The organism is Nostoc sp., from assembly GCF_036917775.1.
Taxonomy (GTDB): Bacteria; Cyanobacteriota; Cyanobacteriia; order Cyanobacteriales; family Nostocaceae; genus Nostoc.
This window is the reverse complement of record NZ_JBALEQ010000131.1, coordinates 1-15,566: the sequence shown is the minus strand read 5'-3', so window position 1 is coordinate 15,566 and position 15,566 is coordinate 1. Positions and strand designations below refer to the sequence as shown.

16 protein-coding genes are annotated in these 15,566 nt (G+C 42.0%); 7 read left to right on the top strand and 9 right to left on the bottom strand.

Annotation, left to right across the window (positions count from 1 at the left end; translation table 11 throughout):
- Nucleotides 1–314: 314 nt before the first annotated feature.
- From V7K69_RS26890 to V7K69_RS26875, 4 genes are all read left to right on the top strand, one after another.
- Nucleotides 315–2,837: a two-partner secretion domain-containing protein gene (locus V7K69_RS26890; protein ID WP_442936199.1), complete on the top strand. Its 2,523-nt coding sequence runs from the start codon at nt 315–317 to the stop codon at nt 2,835–2,837.
- Nucleotides 2,838–2,918: 81 nt separating this feature from the next.
- Complete coding sequence (locus tag V7K69_RS26885) at nt 2,919–4,220, top strand: hybrid sensor histidine kinase/response regulator (protein WP_335040104.1); 1,302 nt, start codon at nt 2,919–2,921, stop codon at nt 4,218–4,220.
- A 250-nt stretch (nt 4,221–4,470) separates the two neighbouring features.
- A complete protein-coding gene (locus tag V7K69_RS26880) occupies nt 4,471–5,952 on the top strand; it encodes a CIA30 family protein (RefSeq protein ID WP_335040102.1) in 1,482 nt (493 codons plus the stop codon).
- Between the two features lie 63 nt (nt 5,953–6,015).
- Nucleotides 6,016–6,363, top strand: a complete 348-nt coding sequence (locus V7K69_RS26875; RefSeq protein WP_335040108.1) for a hypothetical protein — start codon at nt 6,016–6,018, stop codon at nt 6,361–6,363.
- A 19-nt stretch (nt 6,364–6,382) separates the two neighbouring features.
- Here V7K69_RS26875 and V7K69_RS26870 read toward each other — a convergent pair whose 3' ends face one another.
- The 5 genes from V7K69_RS26870 to V7K69_RS26850 form a co-directional block, all read right to left on the bottom strand.
- Nucleotides 6,383–6,766, bottom strand: coding sequence for a hypothetical protein (locus V7K69_RS26870; protein WP_335040100.1), 384 nt, complete (start codon nt 6,764–6,766; stop codon nt 6,383–6,385).
- Nucleotides 6,767–7,043: 277 nt separating this feature from the next.
- A complete protein-coding gene (locus V7K69_RS26865) occupies nt 7,044–7,856 on the bottom strand; it encodes an alpha/beta fold hydrolase (protein ID WP_335040097.1) in 813 nt (270 codons plus the stop codon).
- 54 nt (nt 7,857–7,910) lie between these two features.
- Entirely contained in the window at nt 7,911–8,303 is a 393-nt protein-coding gene (locus V7K69_RS26860; RefSeq protein WP_012412753.1) for a carboxymuconolactone decarboxylase family protein, read from the bottom strand.
- A 25-nt stretch (nt 8,304–8,328) separates the two neighbouring features.
- Nucleotides 8,329–8,877, bottom strand: a complete 549-nt coding sequence (locus V7K69_RS26855; protein ID WP_442936201.1) for a retropepsin-like aspartic protease family protein — start codon at nt 8,875–8,877, stop codon at nt 8,329–8,331.
- 268 nt (nt 8,878–9,145) lie between these two features.
- Nucleotides 9,146–9,928, bottom strand: coding sequence for a nucleoside phosphorylase (locus V7K69_RS26850; RefSeq protein WP_335040093.1), 783 nt, complete (start codon nt 9,926–9,928; stop codon nt 9,146–9,148).
- A gap of 453 nt (nt 9,929–10,381) precedes the next feature.
- Between V7K69_RS26850 and V7K69_RS26845 the strand changes: the two genes are divergently transcribed.
- The gene (locus V7K69_RS26845) at nt 10,382–10,858 is read left to right on the top strand and encodes a hypothetical protein (protein ID WP_335040090.1); all 477 of its coding nucleotides are present in this window, start codon (nt 10,382–10,384) and stop codon (nt 10,856–10,858) included.
- A gap of 369 nt (nt 10,859–11,227) precedes the next feature.
- Entirely contained in the window at nt 11,228–11,404 is a 177-nt protein-coding gene (locus V7K69_RS26840; protein WP_335040088.1) for a hypothetical protein, read from the top strand.
- Nucleotides 11,405–11,473: 69 nt separating this feature from the next.
- On the opposite strand, the gene V7K69_RS26835 is transcribed toward V7K69_RS26840, so the two are convergent.
- Together V7K69_RS26835 and V7K69_RS26830 are read right to left on the bottom strand one after the other, a co-directional pair.
- A complete protein-coding gene (locus V7K69_RS26835; protein ID WP_335040085.1) occupies nt 11,474–12,106 on the bottom strand; it encodes a response regulator transcription factor in 633 nt (210 codons plus the stop codon).
- The gene (locus tag V7K69_RS26830; RefSeq protein ID WP_335040081.1) at nt 12,103–12,939 is read right to left on the bottom strand and encodes a S1C family serine protease; all 837 of its coding nucleotides are present in this window, start codon (nt 12,937–12,939) and stop codon (nt 12,103–12,105) included. Before V7K69_RS26830 ends, V7K69_RS26835 begins: the two co-directional genes overlap by 4 nt.
- A 71-nt stretch (nt 12,940–13,010) precedes the next feature.
- On the opposite strand from V7K69_RS26830, the gene V7K69_RS26825 reads away from it, so the two are divergent.
- Nucleotides 13,011–13,358 (top strand): hypothetical protein, encoded by a 348-nt coding sequence (locus tag V7K69_RS26825; RefSeq protein ID WP_335040079.1) that lies wholly within the window; start codon nt 13,011–13,013, stop codon nt 13,356–13,358.
- Nucleotides 13,359–13,396: 38 nt separating this feature from the next.
- Here the strand turns inward: V7K69_RS26825 and V7K69_RS26820 are convergent, their stop codons facing one another.
- A complete protein-coding gene (locus V7K69_RS26820; protein WP_335040076.1) occupies nt 13,397–14,308 on the bottom strand; it encodes a S1C family serine protease in 912 nt (303 codons plus the stop codon).
- Nucleotides 14,309–14,695: 387 nt separating this feature from the next.
- The gene (locus V7K69_RS26815; protein ID WP_335040074.1) at nt 14,696–15,241 is read right to left on the bottom strand and encodes a shikimate kinase; all 546 of its coding nucleotides are present in this window, start codon (nt 15,239–15,241) and stop codon (nt 14,696–14,698) included.
- Nucleotides 15,242–15,566: the final 325 nt, after the last annotated feature.

Sequence of the window (15,566 nt, the reverse complement as noted above, 5' to 3'; positions counted from 1 at the left end):
AATGACTTATCGGCTCGTTTAGATTGGGGCATTCCTTTAATCTCGGTGGATGGTGAAAAGCGATCGCTCCAAGAAAATGGTTTGTACTTCTCACTGCGTTATTCCCCATTTTGACTTTGATTTCTCACAAGTGATAAATCAAGGAGTGTGGGAGGTGTGGGAGGTGTGGGAGGATGGGGAAGAAATCTTACCTCCCACACTCCCCTCTCTCCCCACACTCCCCTCTCTCGTGAGAAATCCGGGTTTGAGGCGATGTTTCAAAACTATCGCGTTTTGGGCAACCTAAAATACAAGGTATAAATAAAGGCTTGGCGATGAGTACGACCCCTCTTTGGTTGGTTCTGTGCGCTGGAATAGTGCCGTTGATGGTAATGCCTGTAAGTGCCCAGGTAATTCCTGATAGCACTTTAAATACTACTGTCTCTCAAAGTGGCGATAACTTTACCATCATCAACGGTAATCGAGTTGGCAACAATTTATTCCACAGCTTCAGCCAATTTTCAGTTCCTAGCAACGGCTCGGCTTTTTTCAACAATGCCGCAGATGTACAAAATATCTTCAGTCGCGTTACTGGAGGCAGTGTTTCCAACATTGATGGTTTAATTAAAGCCAATGGTAGCGCTAATCTGTTTTTGCTCAATCCCAGTGGGATTATTTTCGGTGCGAATGCCCAACTGAATATTGGCGGCTCCTTTTTTGGGACAACTGCCCAGAGCATTAAATTTAGCGATGGTGCTGAATTTAGTGCCATTAGTCCCCAAAAGGCTCCATTGTTGAGCATCAATGTTCCCATTGGTTTGCAGATGGGTAGTAATCCAGGTGCGATTGTTGTTCAAGGATCAGGACACAATGCTCAATTAGGCGACTCACTTCAGGTTTCTGGATTAAGTCTTGGTACGAGAGGATTACAGTTGCAACCTGGAAAGACGCTGGCATTGCTGGGTGGGAATGTTGCTTTAGATGGAGGATTGCTCTCTGCACCAGGAGGACAAATAGAACTGGGTAGCATCACTAACGGAAGCGTCACCCTCAATTCCATCCCTGAAGGATTTGCACTGAGTTATCCTAATGCTTCGAGTTTTGGCGATATTCAGATAACCCAACGAGCTTTAGCATCTACACGCGACCTCACTGGGCAAAGGGGAGGAGCCATCCAAATTCAGGGTAAACAGGTCAGCATCCGAGATGGTTCACTGATATTAGTGCAAAATCGCAGCAACCAAACTGCTGGTGATATTGCAATCAATGCCACAGAGTCCCTCCAGATTATCGGCAAGTCTCCTGATTTTAAAAGTTCCAGCAGTTTAATTAATGAAACTATATCCCCAGGTGCAGCAGGGAATATTATTGTTACCACCCCACAGTTGAATATTGACGGGGGTGGGTATATCTTAAACCGTACCTTTACCACAGCACTGGGTGGCAATATTGCAATCAATGCCGATCAAATGCGGGTGAATGGTTTTGCATTTGGTGATCCTAATGCTTTTCGAGCAGTCAGCCAGATATTAGCGGCTTCCTATGGGTCTGGAAAAGGTGGAGATGTCAATATTTCCACTCAAAACCTGTCTATTTTAGCTGGCGGCAATATAGCAGCAAGACCCTACCGTTCTGGTAATGGCGGCGATCTCATTGTCAAGGCAGATACAATTCAGGTGACAAATGAGGGAGCGCCAAAGGGTTTGTATTTTAGTCTGTTGTCTACTGCCACATTCGGGTCTGGTAATGCAGGGGACTTGAAAATCGATACCCGCACACTGTCGGTTGAAGCTGGCGCTAGAGTGTCAGCTTCTAGCATAATTTCAGGAAATGCGGGTTCACTGACGATCAATGCGTCTGAATCGATTGATGTGAATGGTGTCAAAGATGCAGAAAATCCCAGCTATATTGGTACTGCTGTTCGTCCTGTTGGTGTAGTTTCTCGCGCTACTTCAGGCAACACCACGATTAACACCCCACTTCTTAACATCAGTAATGGTGCAACAGTTTTTGTTCAAAACCTTGGCTCCGGTAAAGCTGGTACTCTCAACATTCAGGCGAACACCCTACGACTTGATAATGGGGCCAGTATTTCAGCATCCACAAAAGCAGGCGGTGGTGGTAACACTAATTTACAACTGCGGGATCTACTACTGATGCGTCATGGTAGCTTTATCAGTGCAGAAGCAGGTAGCAGTGGTAATGGTGGCAATATTACGATTAACGCTCCAAACATCGTGGGTTTAGAAAACAGTGACATTATTGCCAATGCTGTGAAAGGAAAAGGTGGCAATATTCAAATCACTACCCAAGGAATTATTGGGCTGAAATATCGTCCTCAACTGACTGCCGAAAACGACATCACTGCCAGTTCCCAGTTTGGGGTCAACGGTACGGTTCAAGTTAATAATATTGGTGTCGATCCCAATTCTGGCTTAGTGGAACTACCAGCGAATGTCACTGATTCATCACAGCAAATAGCCAGTGGTTGTTCTCCAAAGCAAGGCAGTCGATTTATCGTAACGGGACGGGGTGGTGTACCGCAAAATCCCAATCAGGAAATGACGAGCGATCGCACTTGGTCTGATATCCGCGATCTCTCTGCATACCGCAAAAATAGCGAAATCACAACACAACTTCTAACCACCCCAGAAACTCTCCTCCAAGCCACAGGTTGGAGACACAATGCTCAAGGCAAAATCGAGTTAGTTGCAAATCAACCTTCTACAAAAATGCAACCATCTTTAACCTGTGCGGTACTTCCTAAGAAAAATTTAGGTCAGATCCCCGAATTTTTGAAAAAGTCAGCGAGCGCGCAGCCATCAATTGTTCCCGATCTATATACATCGAAATTATAGAGTTAGGGAGGATAAGTTTACTTATCCTTTAAGTCCTTATACTGTGAGTAATTTTTATTTAGTAACAACTAAATCACATCAATGATGCTCAAACCTATTTTGAAGTCAATGCATATCCTTTTGGTAGATGACAATCCCAATAATCTCAAAGTACTATCACAAGCAATTCAAGGATGTGGTTGGAAAATACTTATGGCAACCGATGGAGAATCTGCCATTGAACAAGCAGAATATTCTGATCCTAACCTCATTCTCCTGGATGTAATGATGCCGGATATTGATGGATTTGAAATTTGCCGCCGACTGAAAGGCAATGTTATCACTAAGAATATTCCAGTCATTTTTATGACTGCCTTGACCGATGCCACAGATAAAGTAAAAGGACTAGAAATTGGTGCAGTTGATTACATTACCAAACCTTTTCAAAAAGAAGAACTCATTGCTCGATTAAAGTTACATTTGAACATCTCTCATCTTACCCATACCCTTGAACAAAGAGTAGAAGAACGCACCATAGAATTAACTCAATCTCTACAAAAGTTACAAAATACTCAACTACAACTAATTCAAAGTGAGAAAATGTCCACCCTTGGGCAACTTGTTGCAGGCATAGGTCATGAGATTAATAACCCAATTGGTTTTATTAGTGGAAGTTGCTCTCATATTGAAGAATATATGAATGATCTCCTGCGTTTGGTGAATCTCCAACAGCAAAAGTTACCACACCCAGACCCGGAAATTGAAGAACTCATTGAAGAAATTGACTTAGAGTATTTGGCTAAAGATTTACCAAAACTTATGGAATCAATGCACCAGGGAATCGATCGTCTTAAGGATATTAGCCTATCTCTAAGAACCTTTGCTCGATCCGATACTTTCTCTCTGGTCGAATTTCAAATTCATGAAGGAATTGAGAGTACTTTAATGCTCTTAAAACATCGACTTAAAGACCAAGGAGACCGCCCTAAAATCGAGGTTATCAAAAAATATGGGGCGCTACCTCTAATTTCTTGCTATCCTGGTCAATTAAATCAAGTATTTATGAATTTAATAGCAAACGCTATAGATGCGTTAGATGAATTAAATACAGGTAGGAGTGTTGAATATATTAAAGCTAATCCTAACCGAATTACAATTACCACGTGTTTGAGAGAGTTAAATGTTGAGGTGAAAATTGCTGATAATGGAATTGGCATGAGCGAATCAGTCAAACAAAAAATATTTGACCACTTGTTTACTACCAAAAGTGTTGGTAAAGGTACGGGATTAGGACTGGCGATCGCTCGACAAATTATAGTGGAAAAACATGGTGGTTCAATTGAGTGCAACTCTTCTACAGACCAAGGTACAGAATTTGTGATCTTAATTCCAGTTCGACAGTAAGCGGGAAAAATATACTATTAAAAGTGTGGGGATTACCTTAGAGACGAATGGCACGCTTGTTAATCGCAAAGCCCTGATATAACTTGCTTTTTGAGTGTGGGGAGTGTGGGAAGTGTGGGGGGTAAGACTTCTTCCCCGTCCTCCCACACCCTGCCAGCAAGGAAGTTTCAGCTTTTCTTAGTGCCATTCGCTTAGAGACAACATAACTAGCTCATTGGGCTAGACTGAAGGGAGTTATGAGGACGCAAATATGACTGACAAAAATCGTTCTCAATGGGACTTAGGCAGGTTTATCGAAACCCTGACTTACTTTGAGGTAATTCCTTTCCTTAACTGGGTACAGCAGTTAATCCAAGGCCGTCCAAAGGATAATCAAGATAGACCCAATGGAGGAAGAAATGTGGGTGTAATACTAGTAGCAGGTGCAACAGGTGGTGTAGGTAAACGAGTGGTGCAGCGATCGCTCCAACGGGGTTATAAAGTTCGCGCCCTAGTTCGAGACATTGACAAAGCACGGTCGATTCTAGGTAATGATATAGACTTGGTAGTTGCAGATATCACAAAACCAGAAACTCTAACTCCTTTAGTTATGGCTGATATCCAAGCTGTAGTTTGCTGCACATCTGTGCGCGTGCAACCAGTTGAGGGAGACACAGCCGATAGAGCCAAATATTATCAAGGTGTTAAATTTTACCAGCCAGAAATTGTTGGCGACACCCCAGAAAATGTAGAATATCAAGGTGTCAAAAACTTAGTCCAAGCGGCCGCAAAATATCTACCTGAAGGAAACGAAAAAATAATATTTGATTTCACCAAGCCATCAGCAGAATTAAAAGATAACTGGGGGGCGTTGGATGATGTTGTCATGGGTGGCGTAAGCGCTAGCAATATCCAATTAGTAGAAAATACAGCTTTATTTGCTGGTAATGTCTCCACCGCTAACTCTGGCGGATTTGCATCTGTTAGAACTAAGAATTTTGATCCGCCCTTTAACTTATCCGGTTATGAAGGTGTGAAATTGCACGTCAAAGGTGATGGACAACGTTATAAAATCTTTCTACGAACAGATACAAAATGGGATGGCATTGGCTACAGCTATTCTTTTGACACAGTAGCTAATACTTGGATAGATGTTCACATTCCCTTTGCAGATTTGATTCCCGTCTTTCGGGCAAAAGTTGTCAAAGATGCGCCGCCTATTGAACAGACTAGAATTTGTTCATTCCAATTGATGTTGAGTAAATTTGAATATGATGGGGCTTTGAATCCCAAATTTTCCCCTGGTGGTTTTACTTTCCAATTGGAATCAATTAAAACTTACGGCGGTACAACTTTACCACAATTTATCCTAGTTAGTTCAGCAGGCGTAACTCGTCCCGGTCGCCCTGGTATTAATTTAGATGAAGAACCGCCAGCCGTGAAATTAAATGACCAATTGGGAGGAATTCTAACTTGGAAGTTGAAGGGAGAAGATAGCTTAAGAGAAAGCGGAATTCCTTATACGATTATTAGACCTTGTGCTTTAACTGAGGAACCAGGTGGTAAGGAATTAATATTGGAGCAAGGCGATAATATTAAGGGCAAAATCACCCGTGATGATGTGGCAGAACTTTGCGTGCAAGCGCTAAAAATAGCGAAAGCTTGTAATGTCACCTTTGAGGTAAAACAGGCAGACAATACTGTTTCTATCGATTGGCAGAAGCTATTTTCTAATTTAGTAAAGGATAAATAAGGTAAGTGGCTATAGATTTATACTCTATAGCCATACCAACAGATGTTTTCTAAATAGACTGTTATAAAAAAAATCCAAGTGCTAATAGTTGCCGGGATTTTAGCAACTATTATCTGGGGTGGATTATTTGGAAACACTGCTTTATCGCAGCAAGTGGAGTCTCGCATCAGCAACCTGGAAGCGGACTTTAATCGTGTGGAGTCACGATTAAACCAGATAGAGTCTCAACTCGGTCAAGGTCGCCAATCTCTATCTCGAAGAACGACACTTACCCCACGACAATCAAGTGGTTCCAGAGGAAATTTATCACAGCAAGATCCGATGTTTGATCGGCTGGCAACTTTGGTAGTTGAATTGAAGCAACAAGTCAACAAATTAGAGGGGCGAGTTTCTAAATTAGAAACTCGCTGAATATTTCAATTAGTATGAATTAAATCAAACCAGGGAGCAGAACTGACCCAACAAGAGACAGAGTTAGGATCTGGCGACTTAGCCAATCAGCGTTTTCGCGCAGGATATGCAGAATACTACCGTGAACTACTGTTTCTATCTGTATCCGCTCCTGTAGAGGGAAAGAATAGCGGCTTTTGGGAGTGCTGGATAATTCCTGTACCCCTTCGACTACATAGCGGTTAGGGATATGACTTAGAATGTGGGCAATTAACTTTTGGCGTAATTCATGAATTGAAAAAGCTAATTGATAAGGATGTTCAGGGTACTCATCCAAGACATTCTCAATTTCTTGAATGACTATTGGCAATGTTAAATTAATCAACGTATGCGACATGATAATATTGTTTGATAGAATGTTCACTTTCAAACCTAGATTCATCTGGTTACTATACAGCCTGTTATCAAAAAGTCCAGATGTTTCTAATTGGTCTTATTGTGAATAATTTTAACAACCAGACGTTTGAAATCAAGTATATACAAGAGTTTGATTGAATGGTTGAATTGTATAAGTTGATTAACTACGACATAAATAGTCAAGATAATCTTTGCAATATCACTCTCTTGGAGGAATTAACTAACAAAGCAATCGCGATTCCCTACCTTAAATTTTTTGTTGTGGTGACAATTTTTTGGGAGCGTTAAATAGTGTAGGCTAGCTTTAATTTCCGCAAGAAGTTAAGCATAGCTGAAATCACAATATCAGGCGACTCAATTAAGAAGCCATGACCCCCACTTTCGAGAACTACAAGTTCAGCGTCGGGAATGCCTTGAGCAAGTTGCTGGGAAAATTTGAGGGGGGTGAGAATGTCTTGTTTGCCAACTAGAACTAGGGTAGGACAATGAATTTTTTGAAGGCGATCTGTTGTGTCAAAGTCAAGCATGGCTTGGCTGTGATGATGGAGTGAATGAGTCGCTGGCGGGAAAGGATATCTGATTGCAAATTCGATCAGACCTTCGATCATGCCAGGAATCGAGTAGAAGGTATCTGTAAATATCCAGGGTAATACGACTTTTTCATAAAGTTTCAGGTCTACATTAGCGCAGAGTTCGCCCCAAGTCTCAATGATGCTGTTGAATAATCCATCACCCTTTGCCAGTGACGAAAGCAGCATTAAACTTTGCACCTTTTGAGGATGTGCTAACACTAACTCTTGAGCTATCTGACCACCCATTGAATGACCTACTAGATGCACCTTATCGATCGCAAGATGATCGAGCAATGCTGCTACATCATTAGCCATCTGCTTCAGACTATAGAGAGTTTCGGGAGCAGAACTTCGCCCCATACCTCGATTATCTAAGCGAATAACTTGATACTGCGAAATCAGCGATGGCATAATCAACGACCAATAGGCATGATCGCAAAGGAAGCCAGCTATTAATAGCAAAGGCTCACCCCTTCCCTTAATGTCGTAGAACAAATCAATCCCGTTAACCTGAAGCTTTGGCATAGTCAATAATTCTGCTAAACCCGATCTGAAACAGTGATAGACAACGCTACACTTTTACGTCTTAAATCTCTCGTCCACCGGAATTTGATAGCCATTGGCGAGGCGATTGGTCATGTTGGCAGTAGCTGCGATCGCCATGAGTTCCCCGAACATGGTATCATTCATCCCCTTGGCCCGCGCTCCTGCTGTGTGCGAGGCAATACAATACTCACAGCCATTTGTCGCACTCACGGCGATATAAATTAGTTCTCGCATCAGTGGATCAATTTCACCAGGGCTAGTCATCACTTCTTTCACCGCTTGCCAAGTTCGTTGCAAGGTAGGGGGATGATTAGCTATGGCTTTCCAAAAGTTATTGATATAGTCATTCTGGCGGGTGACGCGGATGTCGTCATATACCGCCCGGATTTCATCGCTGGCTTCTTCGTATTCAATCAGCTTAGTCATGTTTCTATGTTTTTACTTCCAACCATTAGCGGTGATGAAATTCGACCTCTCTCTCCAGAATCTTAATATCATAGTTGCCGAAGAAATCGTGGCCCAGTAAGCCGATGCTGGCTTTGGGCGCGATCGCTACCTGAAGATTATTGGCTGTAACTCCACCTGCTGCAATAGATTTTACCTTACTGGTTGGAAATTCTACTTCACTACCATCGGCAATTTGGGCTTGCATTGTACCTGTAGTCTGGAGTTTAAGTGTATTCGCCATACTTTGAGTAATAATAGTCCCGCTAGCACCAGTATCTACAATCATTTCAAAGGTTTTTTTGTCATTGAATGTAACGTCAATCACAGGAGTTCCACCAAAGCGGCGTTTAATTGAAACTCGAAAAACTCTGTCGTCTGAAGGTGCGGCTATATTGCCACAAAGCCTTTCTAATCCAACGGTTTTACCGGAGGACGTTACCATGTAACATCCTCCTGGATCGTCAGCTATTGCTTGATGAGAGAATACTAAAAATATCAGCGTTGGGATTAGTGCGTAGGCATAGCTTGTCCTAGACATCACAGTTGAAGTCATGGTTTTAATCCCATACCTAAAAATATTATTCATACTAGCTTTCACTCCATTTTTTCAATATTTATTGAAAACCAAATTGCTTACGATTTTTACTTTTAAGAGTTAAATAATGTGTTTGTTATTAGGATATTTATGGTAATTTTTTATATGTTTTTAGAATATGAAACTAATGTCATGTAAGCTATACTAGCTAGAATTACTGACTGAAAAATTAAAGATTGGGTGAAGACATAATGAAACTACTGAGAGTTAACTTATCAAGTAAATATTAATTGTCTGACTCAAAGCTTGCTGCTGCATTTACAGCAATTGCGATCGCATTTTTCACAGCAATATCCCTCTGTTCTAAGATGATATTTTCACTCACAGTACGACCAGCAACTACACCGCAAACAGCAGCAGCAGCAAAATTATACACACCTGCCATTTTGAATAGTGTGCCGGATTCCATCTCATAATTCAAGATATTTAAGCGCCGATATTCTTCTGTGATGCCATGCAGCGATCGCATTAAATTGGGATTCGCTGAATCAGTGCGTTCTTGTCCTTCGTAAAAAGTATCAACTGATGCCGTGATTCCGATGTAATGTTCAACCTTTAATTCTCGCGCGGCTTTAACTAAAGCGACTGTCAGAAACGGATCGCCTGTGGCTGGATATTCCACAGGTGCAATGTCATTTGCTGCACCTTGGCGACATAATGCTGCACTGCTAATAACAACGCTACCGACTGGTATATAAGGTTGAATTGCTCCACAAGTTCCAATGCGAATAATTTGCCGAATTCCTATTTGTATCAACTCGTTGACAACAATACTTAATGAAGGCGCACCCATACCACTAGTAGCTGATAAGATGCTGCGGCCATTTGGTAAGTATCCTACATAGCTATTGAGTCCGCGATTTTCCGATAATAAGCGGGCATCTTGGAAATAAGTTTGGGCAATTAGATGCGATCGCTCTGGCTCACCAGATAATAGGGCAATGCTGGGAGGCGATGAACCTAAATCATCTTGTCCAAAGCCAATGTGATAAAAGCGTTTATTTGCCATTCAATTGTACTCGCACACTTATTGCTGGCTCTTACAACTAAGGAGTCAAGAATTGCCCTCGATATAGTTGGGCGATCGCTAAATTATTAGGACTTAGCCCATGAACAAGAAAAGCAAAACCAAAGCCAAAGCATCTCTTTTAGACTGATGTTACACCATCTTTAAAATAAGTTTCCTGCATTAATTTCTGTAACAAAACCGCATTTCTATCCTGCTGTATGTTTATTGAGAGATGACAAATCCCTCTCAAGTCATAGATGTATTATGTGCTGTGATAGAGGATTTTTTACTTCTACATGAGTATTCTATTTAAATAAAGGAATTGAAAGGAATTGCCAGAGAAATCATAATTTTTCTGCTTTTTAGCTAATTTTCAGTGTATTTTTTGAAAAAATACAATTTTAAATGTTGTATTGTTAGTAGATAAATCATCTTAAAATCACGATAGAAAACATGGATAACACAAACGAAGTTGATAGTAATAAAAATAAATTGGATCAGCAAAAAACAGGGGATGAAACTGAGACAGATTCATTATCTAATGAACTGAGACATACAAATAAAACAATTAATATAGATGGTCAACGTCCAGTTGATCCAAGTAATATTGAAATTAAAAAAACAATTAATATAGATGGTCAGCGTCCAATTGGGAAGAACGAAAAGGATTATGATAAAACAATTAATATAGATGGTCAACGCCCAATTACTAAGAGCGCTTTTCAAGAATATGATATGCTAAATGTAGATGGAAAGCGGCCAATTGACCCTAGTGATTTAGAGGTTGAAGACATCCTGGACATAGACGGTCAACGTCCGATTACTAAGAGTAATTTCCAAGTTCAGGATACTCTAGAGATAGACGGTAGTCGTCCAATAGGTTCAGATAACACTGTTGAAGCAGAAATACCAACAGATTATGTAGACTAAAATCACGAACTTTCTTGATACTGTAAAGTAGTGAAAGTAAAAAATTTGAATTGCAGATGTTACAGATGGCGATCGCTGGCAGTGTCAAGAGAGCGCGATCGCCCCTTTGTAAATACGGCATTTAATCGCCCAAACTATTGAACCTTGCAACAATAGCGATCCAAGGATATGGTTGCCGATTATGAATCTGTAAACCAATCGATTCTCGCAAAATTGCCGAAAGCTTGTTCTTTTAAGATCATACCTGTCAGGGCAGACCAGTCAGAGTCCAATACTTTTCGGTTAAGGGGGAAAGGGTTTGAATTTCCCTTTCCCCTTTCCCTCTTAACCTTTCCCCAGACCAAAAGAGAGATTATTGGGTTTAACCGAATGGCACTAAGAAAAGCTGAAACCTCGTCAGGGCAGGGTGTGGGAGGTGTGGGAGGATGGGGAGGCAATGCAGCATTTGTTGATATGCAGTTATTCAATTTTTTTCTTTCTCCCCACACTCCCCACACTCCCCACACTCAAAAAGCAAGTGATATCAGGGCTTTGCGATTAACTTAGTGCCATTCGGGTTTAACCGAAAAGTATTGAGTCAGGGTCAGGGCTGTTTCTTGACTTAGTGCCATTGGATCAAAGCATAATCAAACCCAGTCTTATACCCACAGCAACAGCCTCGGTGCGGCCGGAGACACTGAGCTTTTGAAAAATGGACGAGAGATGAAATTTGACGGTATGCTCAGAAATATGTAAACGTTTAGCGATCGCTTTATTTCCCAACCCTGACCCCAGCATTCCTAAAACTTCTATCTCCCGTGGTGTCAGACTTTGTACAGGATTTGTGACTACTTTTTCTCGAATAGACAGTAATTCTACAGCATCCGGGTGCAGCACCAGCAAACCAGAAGCGATCGCTTCTACAGCAGCGACAATTTCTGACTCTGTGCTAGTACTGGGCAATATCCCCCGGATACCAGAACGTAACGCCGTCTCTAAGTCGATGCTGTCGAGTTCCTCAACGATGACAATCATTGCCAATGGGTATTGATCTTCTTGAATGACCAGCAATTTTTCCCACACTGATTGTTGAAGATTACCGCTTAAATCGACCAGCACCACATCTGGTTGTAATTGCCCAACTTCCCTTGTCAATACATCCAAATCGGATGCACTCCCTACAACCGTCAACCGAGGATTGGTAGTCACCACAGCTGATAACCCTGCCCGGACTACAGGGGAAGTAGCAACTACCATCACCTGGATCATGTCGCCTCCACAGCAGTTTTCCCAGCTTGCACTGCAACATAAATCAGGAATTGCTGCCCACCGCGTAGGAGTTGTATCGGCAAAGTTCCTTTACTTTCATGGAGATATTTAGTTAAGTCATTCATACTAGTGAATAATCGCCCCGAAACTCCAACTAAAACATCGCCGATTTGCACCCCAGCAGTTTCTGCCGCACTGCCAGGTAAAATTGACAACACCAATAAACCCAAGCTACGCCTATCTATAAGCACAGGTTGCAGTGTGACTCCCAGTTGCGGACGACTATTTCCCTGTAAAAAACGCTCAACGGTGTTGCTGGGAACTGCTACAGCTAAACCATTGACAATCATGGTGTTAATTCCTACGATTTGACCTTGACAATCGGCAAGTGGCCCCCCAGAATTTCCAGGATATAGTTGCAAATCAGCCATAACAGCCCGCGAATTATTTGCATAGATAATCCCAGTTGTCACAGCACCACTGTCAGCAAAGGGATTACCCACCGCCAAGACTAATTCACCTATTCGTAGTGCCTGAGAATTGCCAATGTTTGCAGCAGTTAAATCAGTGGCGACAATTTTCAGGGCTGCTAAATCCTGCTGTGGATCAAACTGTGTACGCACCGCATCAAATACTCTGCCATCTGCCAATTCCACAGTTGCGCGGTTGCTGGTTGCGACGTGGGCATTAGTGATAATTAGTCCGTCAGATTGCCAAATCACACCAGAACCGACTCCTAGAGAGCCACTTTTAACTTTAACAGTGCGTAGGCGTAGTTTAGTAGCTACCTCTGTCAATTCAGCAGCAATATTAGTTAATGTTGTGTTTGCCATGTTATACAATTTTTCCCCATGTCAAAGTAGAATCTGTTGGCTGACAATTGTTTTTAGTCGAGTTGGGATAATTGAGAATGCTGCAAGATATCAGTCAACCCAACTTTGGAAAGCAAATTTTGACAGTTCCAAGTTCAGAGGCTCAACGTTGGAGCAAAAAGGTCGAAGTTTCGAGTTCAGAGGCTCAACGTTGGAGCAAAAAGGTCGAAGTTTCGAGTTCAGAGGTTCAACGTCCGAGCAAAAAGGTTGAAGTTCCGAGTTCAGAGGCTCAACGTTCGAGTAAAAAGGTCGAAGTTTCGAGTTCAGAGGCTCAACGTTCGAGTAAAAAGGTCGAAGTTTCGAGTTCAGAGGTTCAACGTCCGAGTAAAAAGGTTGAAGTTCCGAGTTCAGAGGCTCGAATGGATAGAAAATTTAGATAAATTTTGACACAGCTAGTTAAACCCATCCCAAATTGGGATTATTCCTCCTTAGTAGGTCGTTCGCCAACTGCGATCGCTAACTCAATTAACACTCCACCCCGGACAACTTGCAGGTTGACGGTTTTACCAATGCGATCGCTACTATTGAGCAGCGCTAGTACATCACCTGTATCGCCTACAGTTACGCCATCAAACGTTACCAAAACATCGCCAAGCAGCACGCCTGCATTATCAGCAGGCCCAGAAGATTCAACATTAACAACAATTACCCCAGTTGCAGAAGTTAAATTGAGAGCAGTTGTTAGATTCTTTGGTAAACGTACAGGTTGCATTCCTACACCCAAGTAGCCTTTTGAAATGCGTCCTTTTGCTACCAATTGGTCAACCACGCGATCGACTGTAGCACTGGGAATAGTCAGAGCAGTACCACGCCGCCCCGATGTATTCATACCTACCACAAAACCAGCAGCATCTACGAGCGGCCCGCCTGCAAAACCAGAGTAAAGGGTGAAGTCTGGGCGAATGAATTGGTCAATATTCCCGCCATTCATACTGCGCCAAGCACCACTAACCACACTGACTGCACCCATCGCCGCCCTTAAGTCACCTTCGCTACCTCTTGCCAGTCCTAGCACGAGATGACCGACTTTGAGCGTTTTGGCATCGCCAACTTTTGCCACAGGTGTTTCTACATTTTCTAGCTTAAAAACAGCTAAATCAGTGCTAGAATCATGACCGATGAGTGTTATCGGTGTAGTATTACCATTTGACAAGGTAATTGTGATATCGTCATAGCGCTGGAGAGACTCATCAGAGGTAACAATAATGCCATTACGCCAGTGAATGCCACTTGGGGAGAGACGTGTACCCCCATTTACCGCAACCACAGCACTCCCAGCTTGTTCTACGGTGTCAGCTAAACTGTTGGATAAAGCCAGTAATGAAGACATAAGATTTTTCCGCCAACGTTCTTAGATGTTCATATCGTGCAGTTTTCTCAACACAGATGGCATCGGAAAAATGGGGAGATTTCATCCTAGAAAAATGGCTAGTACAGCACGGCGGAAATCCATTTAGGAAAATGCCAAATCATCGACCTCTGTTTCTGCAATGTTGCAGTTAAAAAGGATTAATGTACCTGGGTTAATATTTATGGCTCTTCAGTTCCTTTTATGGAGTCGAATAATAAATAAAATCTAATCAAAGCCTATGTTCCTTGCTATGACTGGATTTTAAATTTTTTAGCCTTTCTATAAAACGGCTATTTTAATGCTGAACATAAAACCAACGCAAGAGCCAAATATCTTTTGCAGACACAGTTAAATTAATATTCCCTATTAATTAGAAACAGTTTTTTTTAGTACGCCAGGAATTGCCTCAATTATTGTGTTGGCAATATCTTCAGGCGTATCTCCCTCTTGCACGGTGATGTGCAAATCGGCTTGAGAGTAAAGTGGTGTTCGTTGTTCGAGGAGCGATCGCAATTTACCCTTAAGGTCAGCATCTTGCAAGAGTGGTCTGGTGGTATCTTCAGCTAAACGGCTATAAATGAGTTCAACTGGCACATCTAGCCACACTATCAAACCGTGGTGCAAGTAACCCCAGTTTTCTCGGCGTAATACAATACCCCCACCCGTTGCGATAGTCAATTTTGTAAAAGCACAAACTTGTGAAAGCACGTCACTTTCTATTTGGCGAAACCCTGCTTCACCTTCTTCGGCAAATAACTGATTGATAGATTTATCTGTTGCTTTGGCAATGACACCATCAAGATCCAAAAACCCATAACCTAGATGCTTTGCTAGTAAGGGCCCTACTGTCGTCTTACCAACACCCATCATACCAATTAAGTACAGGTTAACTCCTTGTAATAAACTGCCCACCAGTCGCTTCGCTCCAATTATGAGTTGTTAACGTTCGCCTTTGGCATCTCCCCTTGGGAGAAGATTTGAGCTAGAGCTTCCTTAGATCAAACTTTTCGCTGAGTCACAGTTTCCAATTATAAACCCATTGACTCATACATTTTTGCTTCTCTCCCCAGCATTACCAGCAATTTTTGGGTTTCAATATAGAACGTAAGGTCTTGCAAAAAGTAGAAACAGCTAGTTTTAATCCCTAACGCTCTTTTATTACTCTCGTGAGAGTATAATTAATTACTAAGAGTTTAACTTAGCAAGGGTATTTAATTGGGTTCAAGAACGGCTACCT

Coding starts and splice junctions, on each gene's coding strand:
- V7K69_RS26890 (WP_442936199.1), top strand. CDS start 315: ATGAGTACGACCCCTCTTTGGTTGGTTCTGTGCGCTGGAATAGTGCCG.
- V7K69_RS26885 (WP_335040104.1), top strand. CDS start 2,919: ATGATGCTCAAACCTATTTTGAAGTCAATGCATATCCTTTTGGTAGAT.
- V7K69_RS26880 (WP_335040102.1), top strand. CDS start 4,471: ATGACTGACAAAAATCGTTCTCAATGGGACTTAGGCAGGTTTATCGAA.
- V7K69_RS26865 (WP_335040097.1), bottom strand. CDS start 7,856: ATGCCAAAGCTTCAGGTTAACGGGATTGATTTGTTCTACGACATTAAG.
- V7K69_RS26860 (WP_012412753.1), bottom strand. CDS start 8,303: ATGACTAAGCTGATTGAATACGAAGAAGCCAGCGATGAAATCCGGGCG.
- V7K69_RS26855 (WP_442936201.1), bottom strand. CDS start 8,877: ATGACTTCAACTGTGATGTCTAGGACAAGCTATGCCTACGCACTAATC.
- V7K69_RS26850 (WP_335040093.1), bottom strand. CDS start 9,928: ATGGCAAATAAACGCTTTTATCACATTGGCTTTGGACAAGATGATTTA.
- V7K69_RS26845 (WP_335040090.1), top strand. CDS start 10,382: ATGGATAACACAAACGAAGTTGATAGTAATAAAAATAAATTGGATCAG.
- V7K69_RS26840 (WP_335040088.1), top strand. CDS start 11,228: ATGGCACTAAGAAAAGCTGAAACCTCGTCAGGGCAGGGTGTGGGAGGT.
- V7K69_RS26835 (WP_335040085.1), bottom strand. CDS start 12,106: ATGATCCAGGTGATGGTAGTTGCTACTTCCCCTGTAGTCCGGGCAGGG.
- V7K69_RS26830 (WP_335040081.1), bottom strand. CDS start 12,939: ATGGCAAACACAACATTAACTAATATTGCTGCTGAATTGACAGAGGTA.
- V7K69_RS26820 (WP_335040076.1), bottom strand. CDS start 14,308: ATGTCTTCATTACTGGCTTTATCCAACAGTTTAGCTGACACCGTAGAA.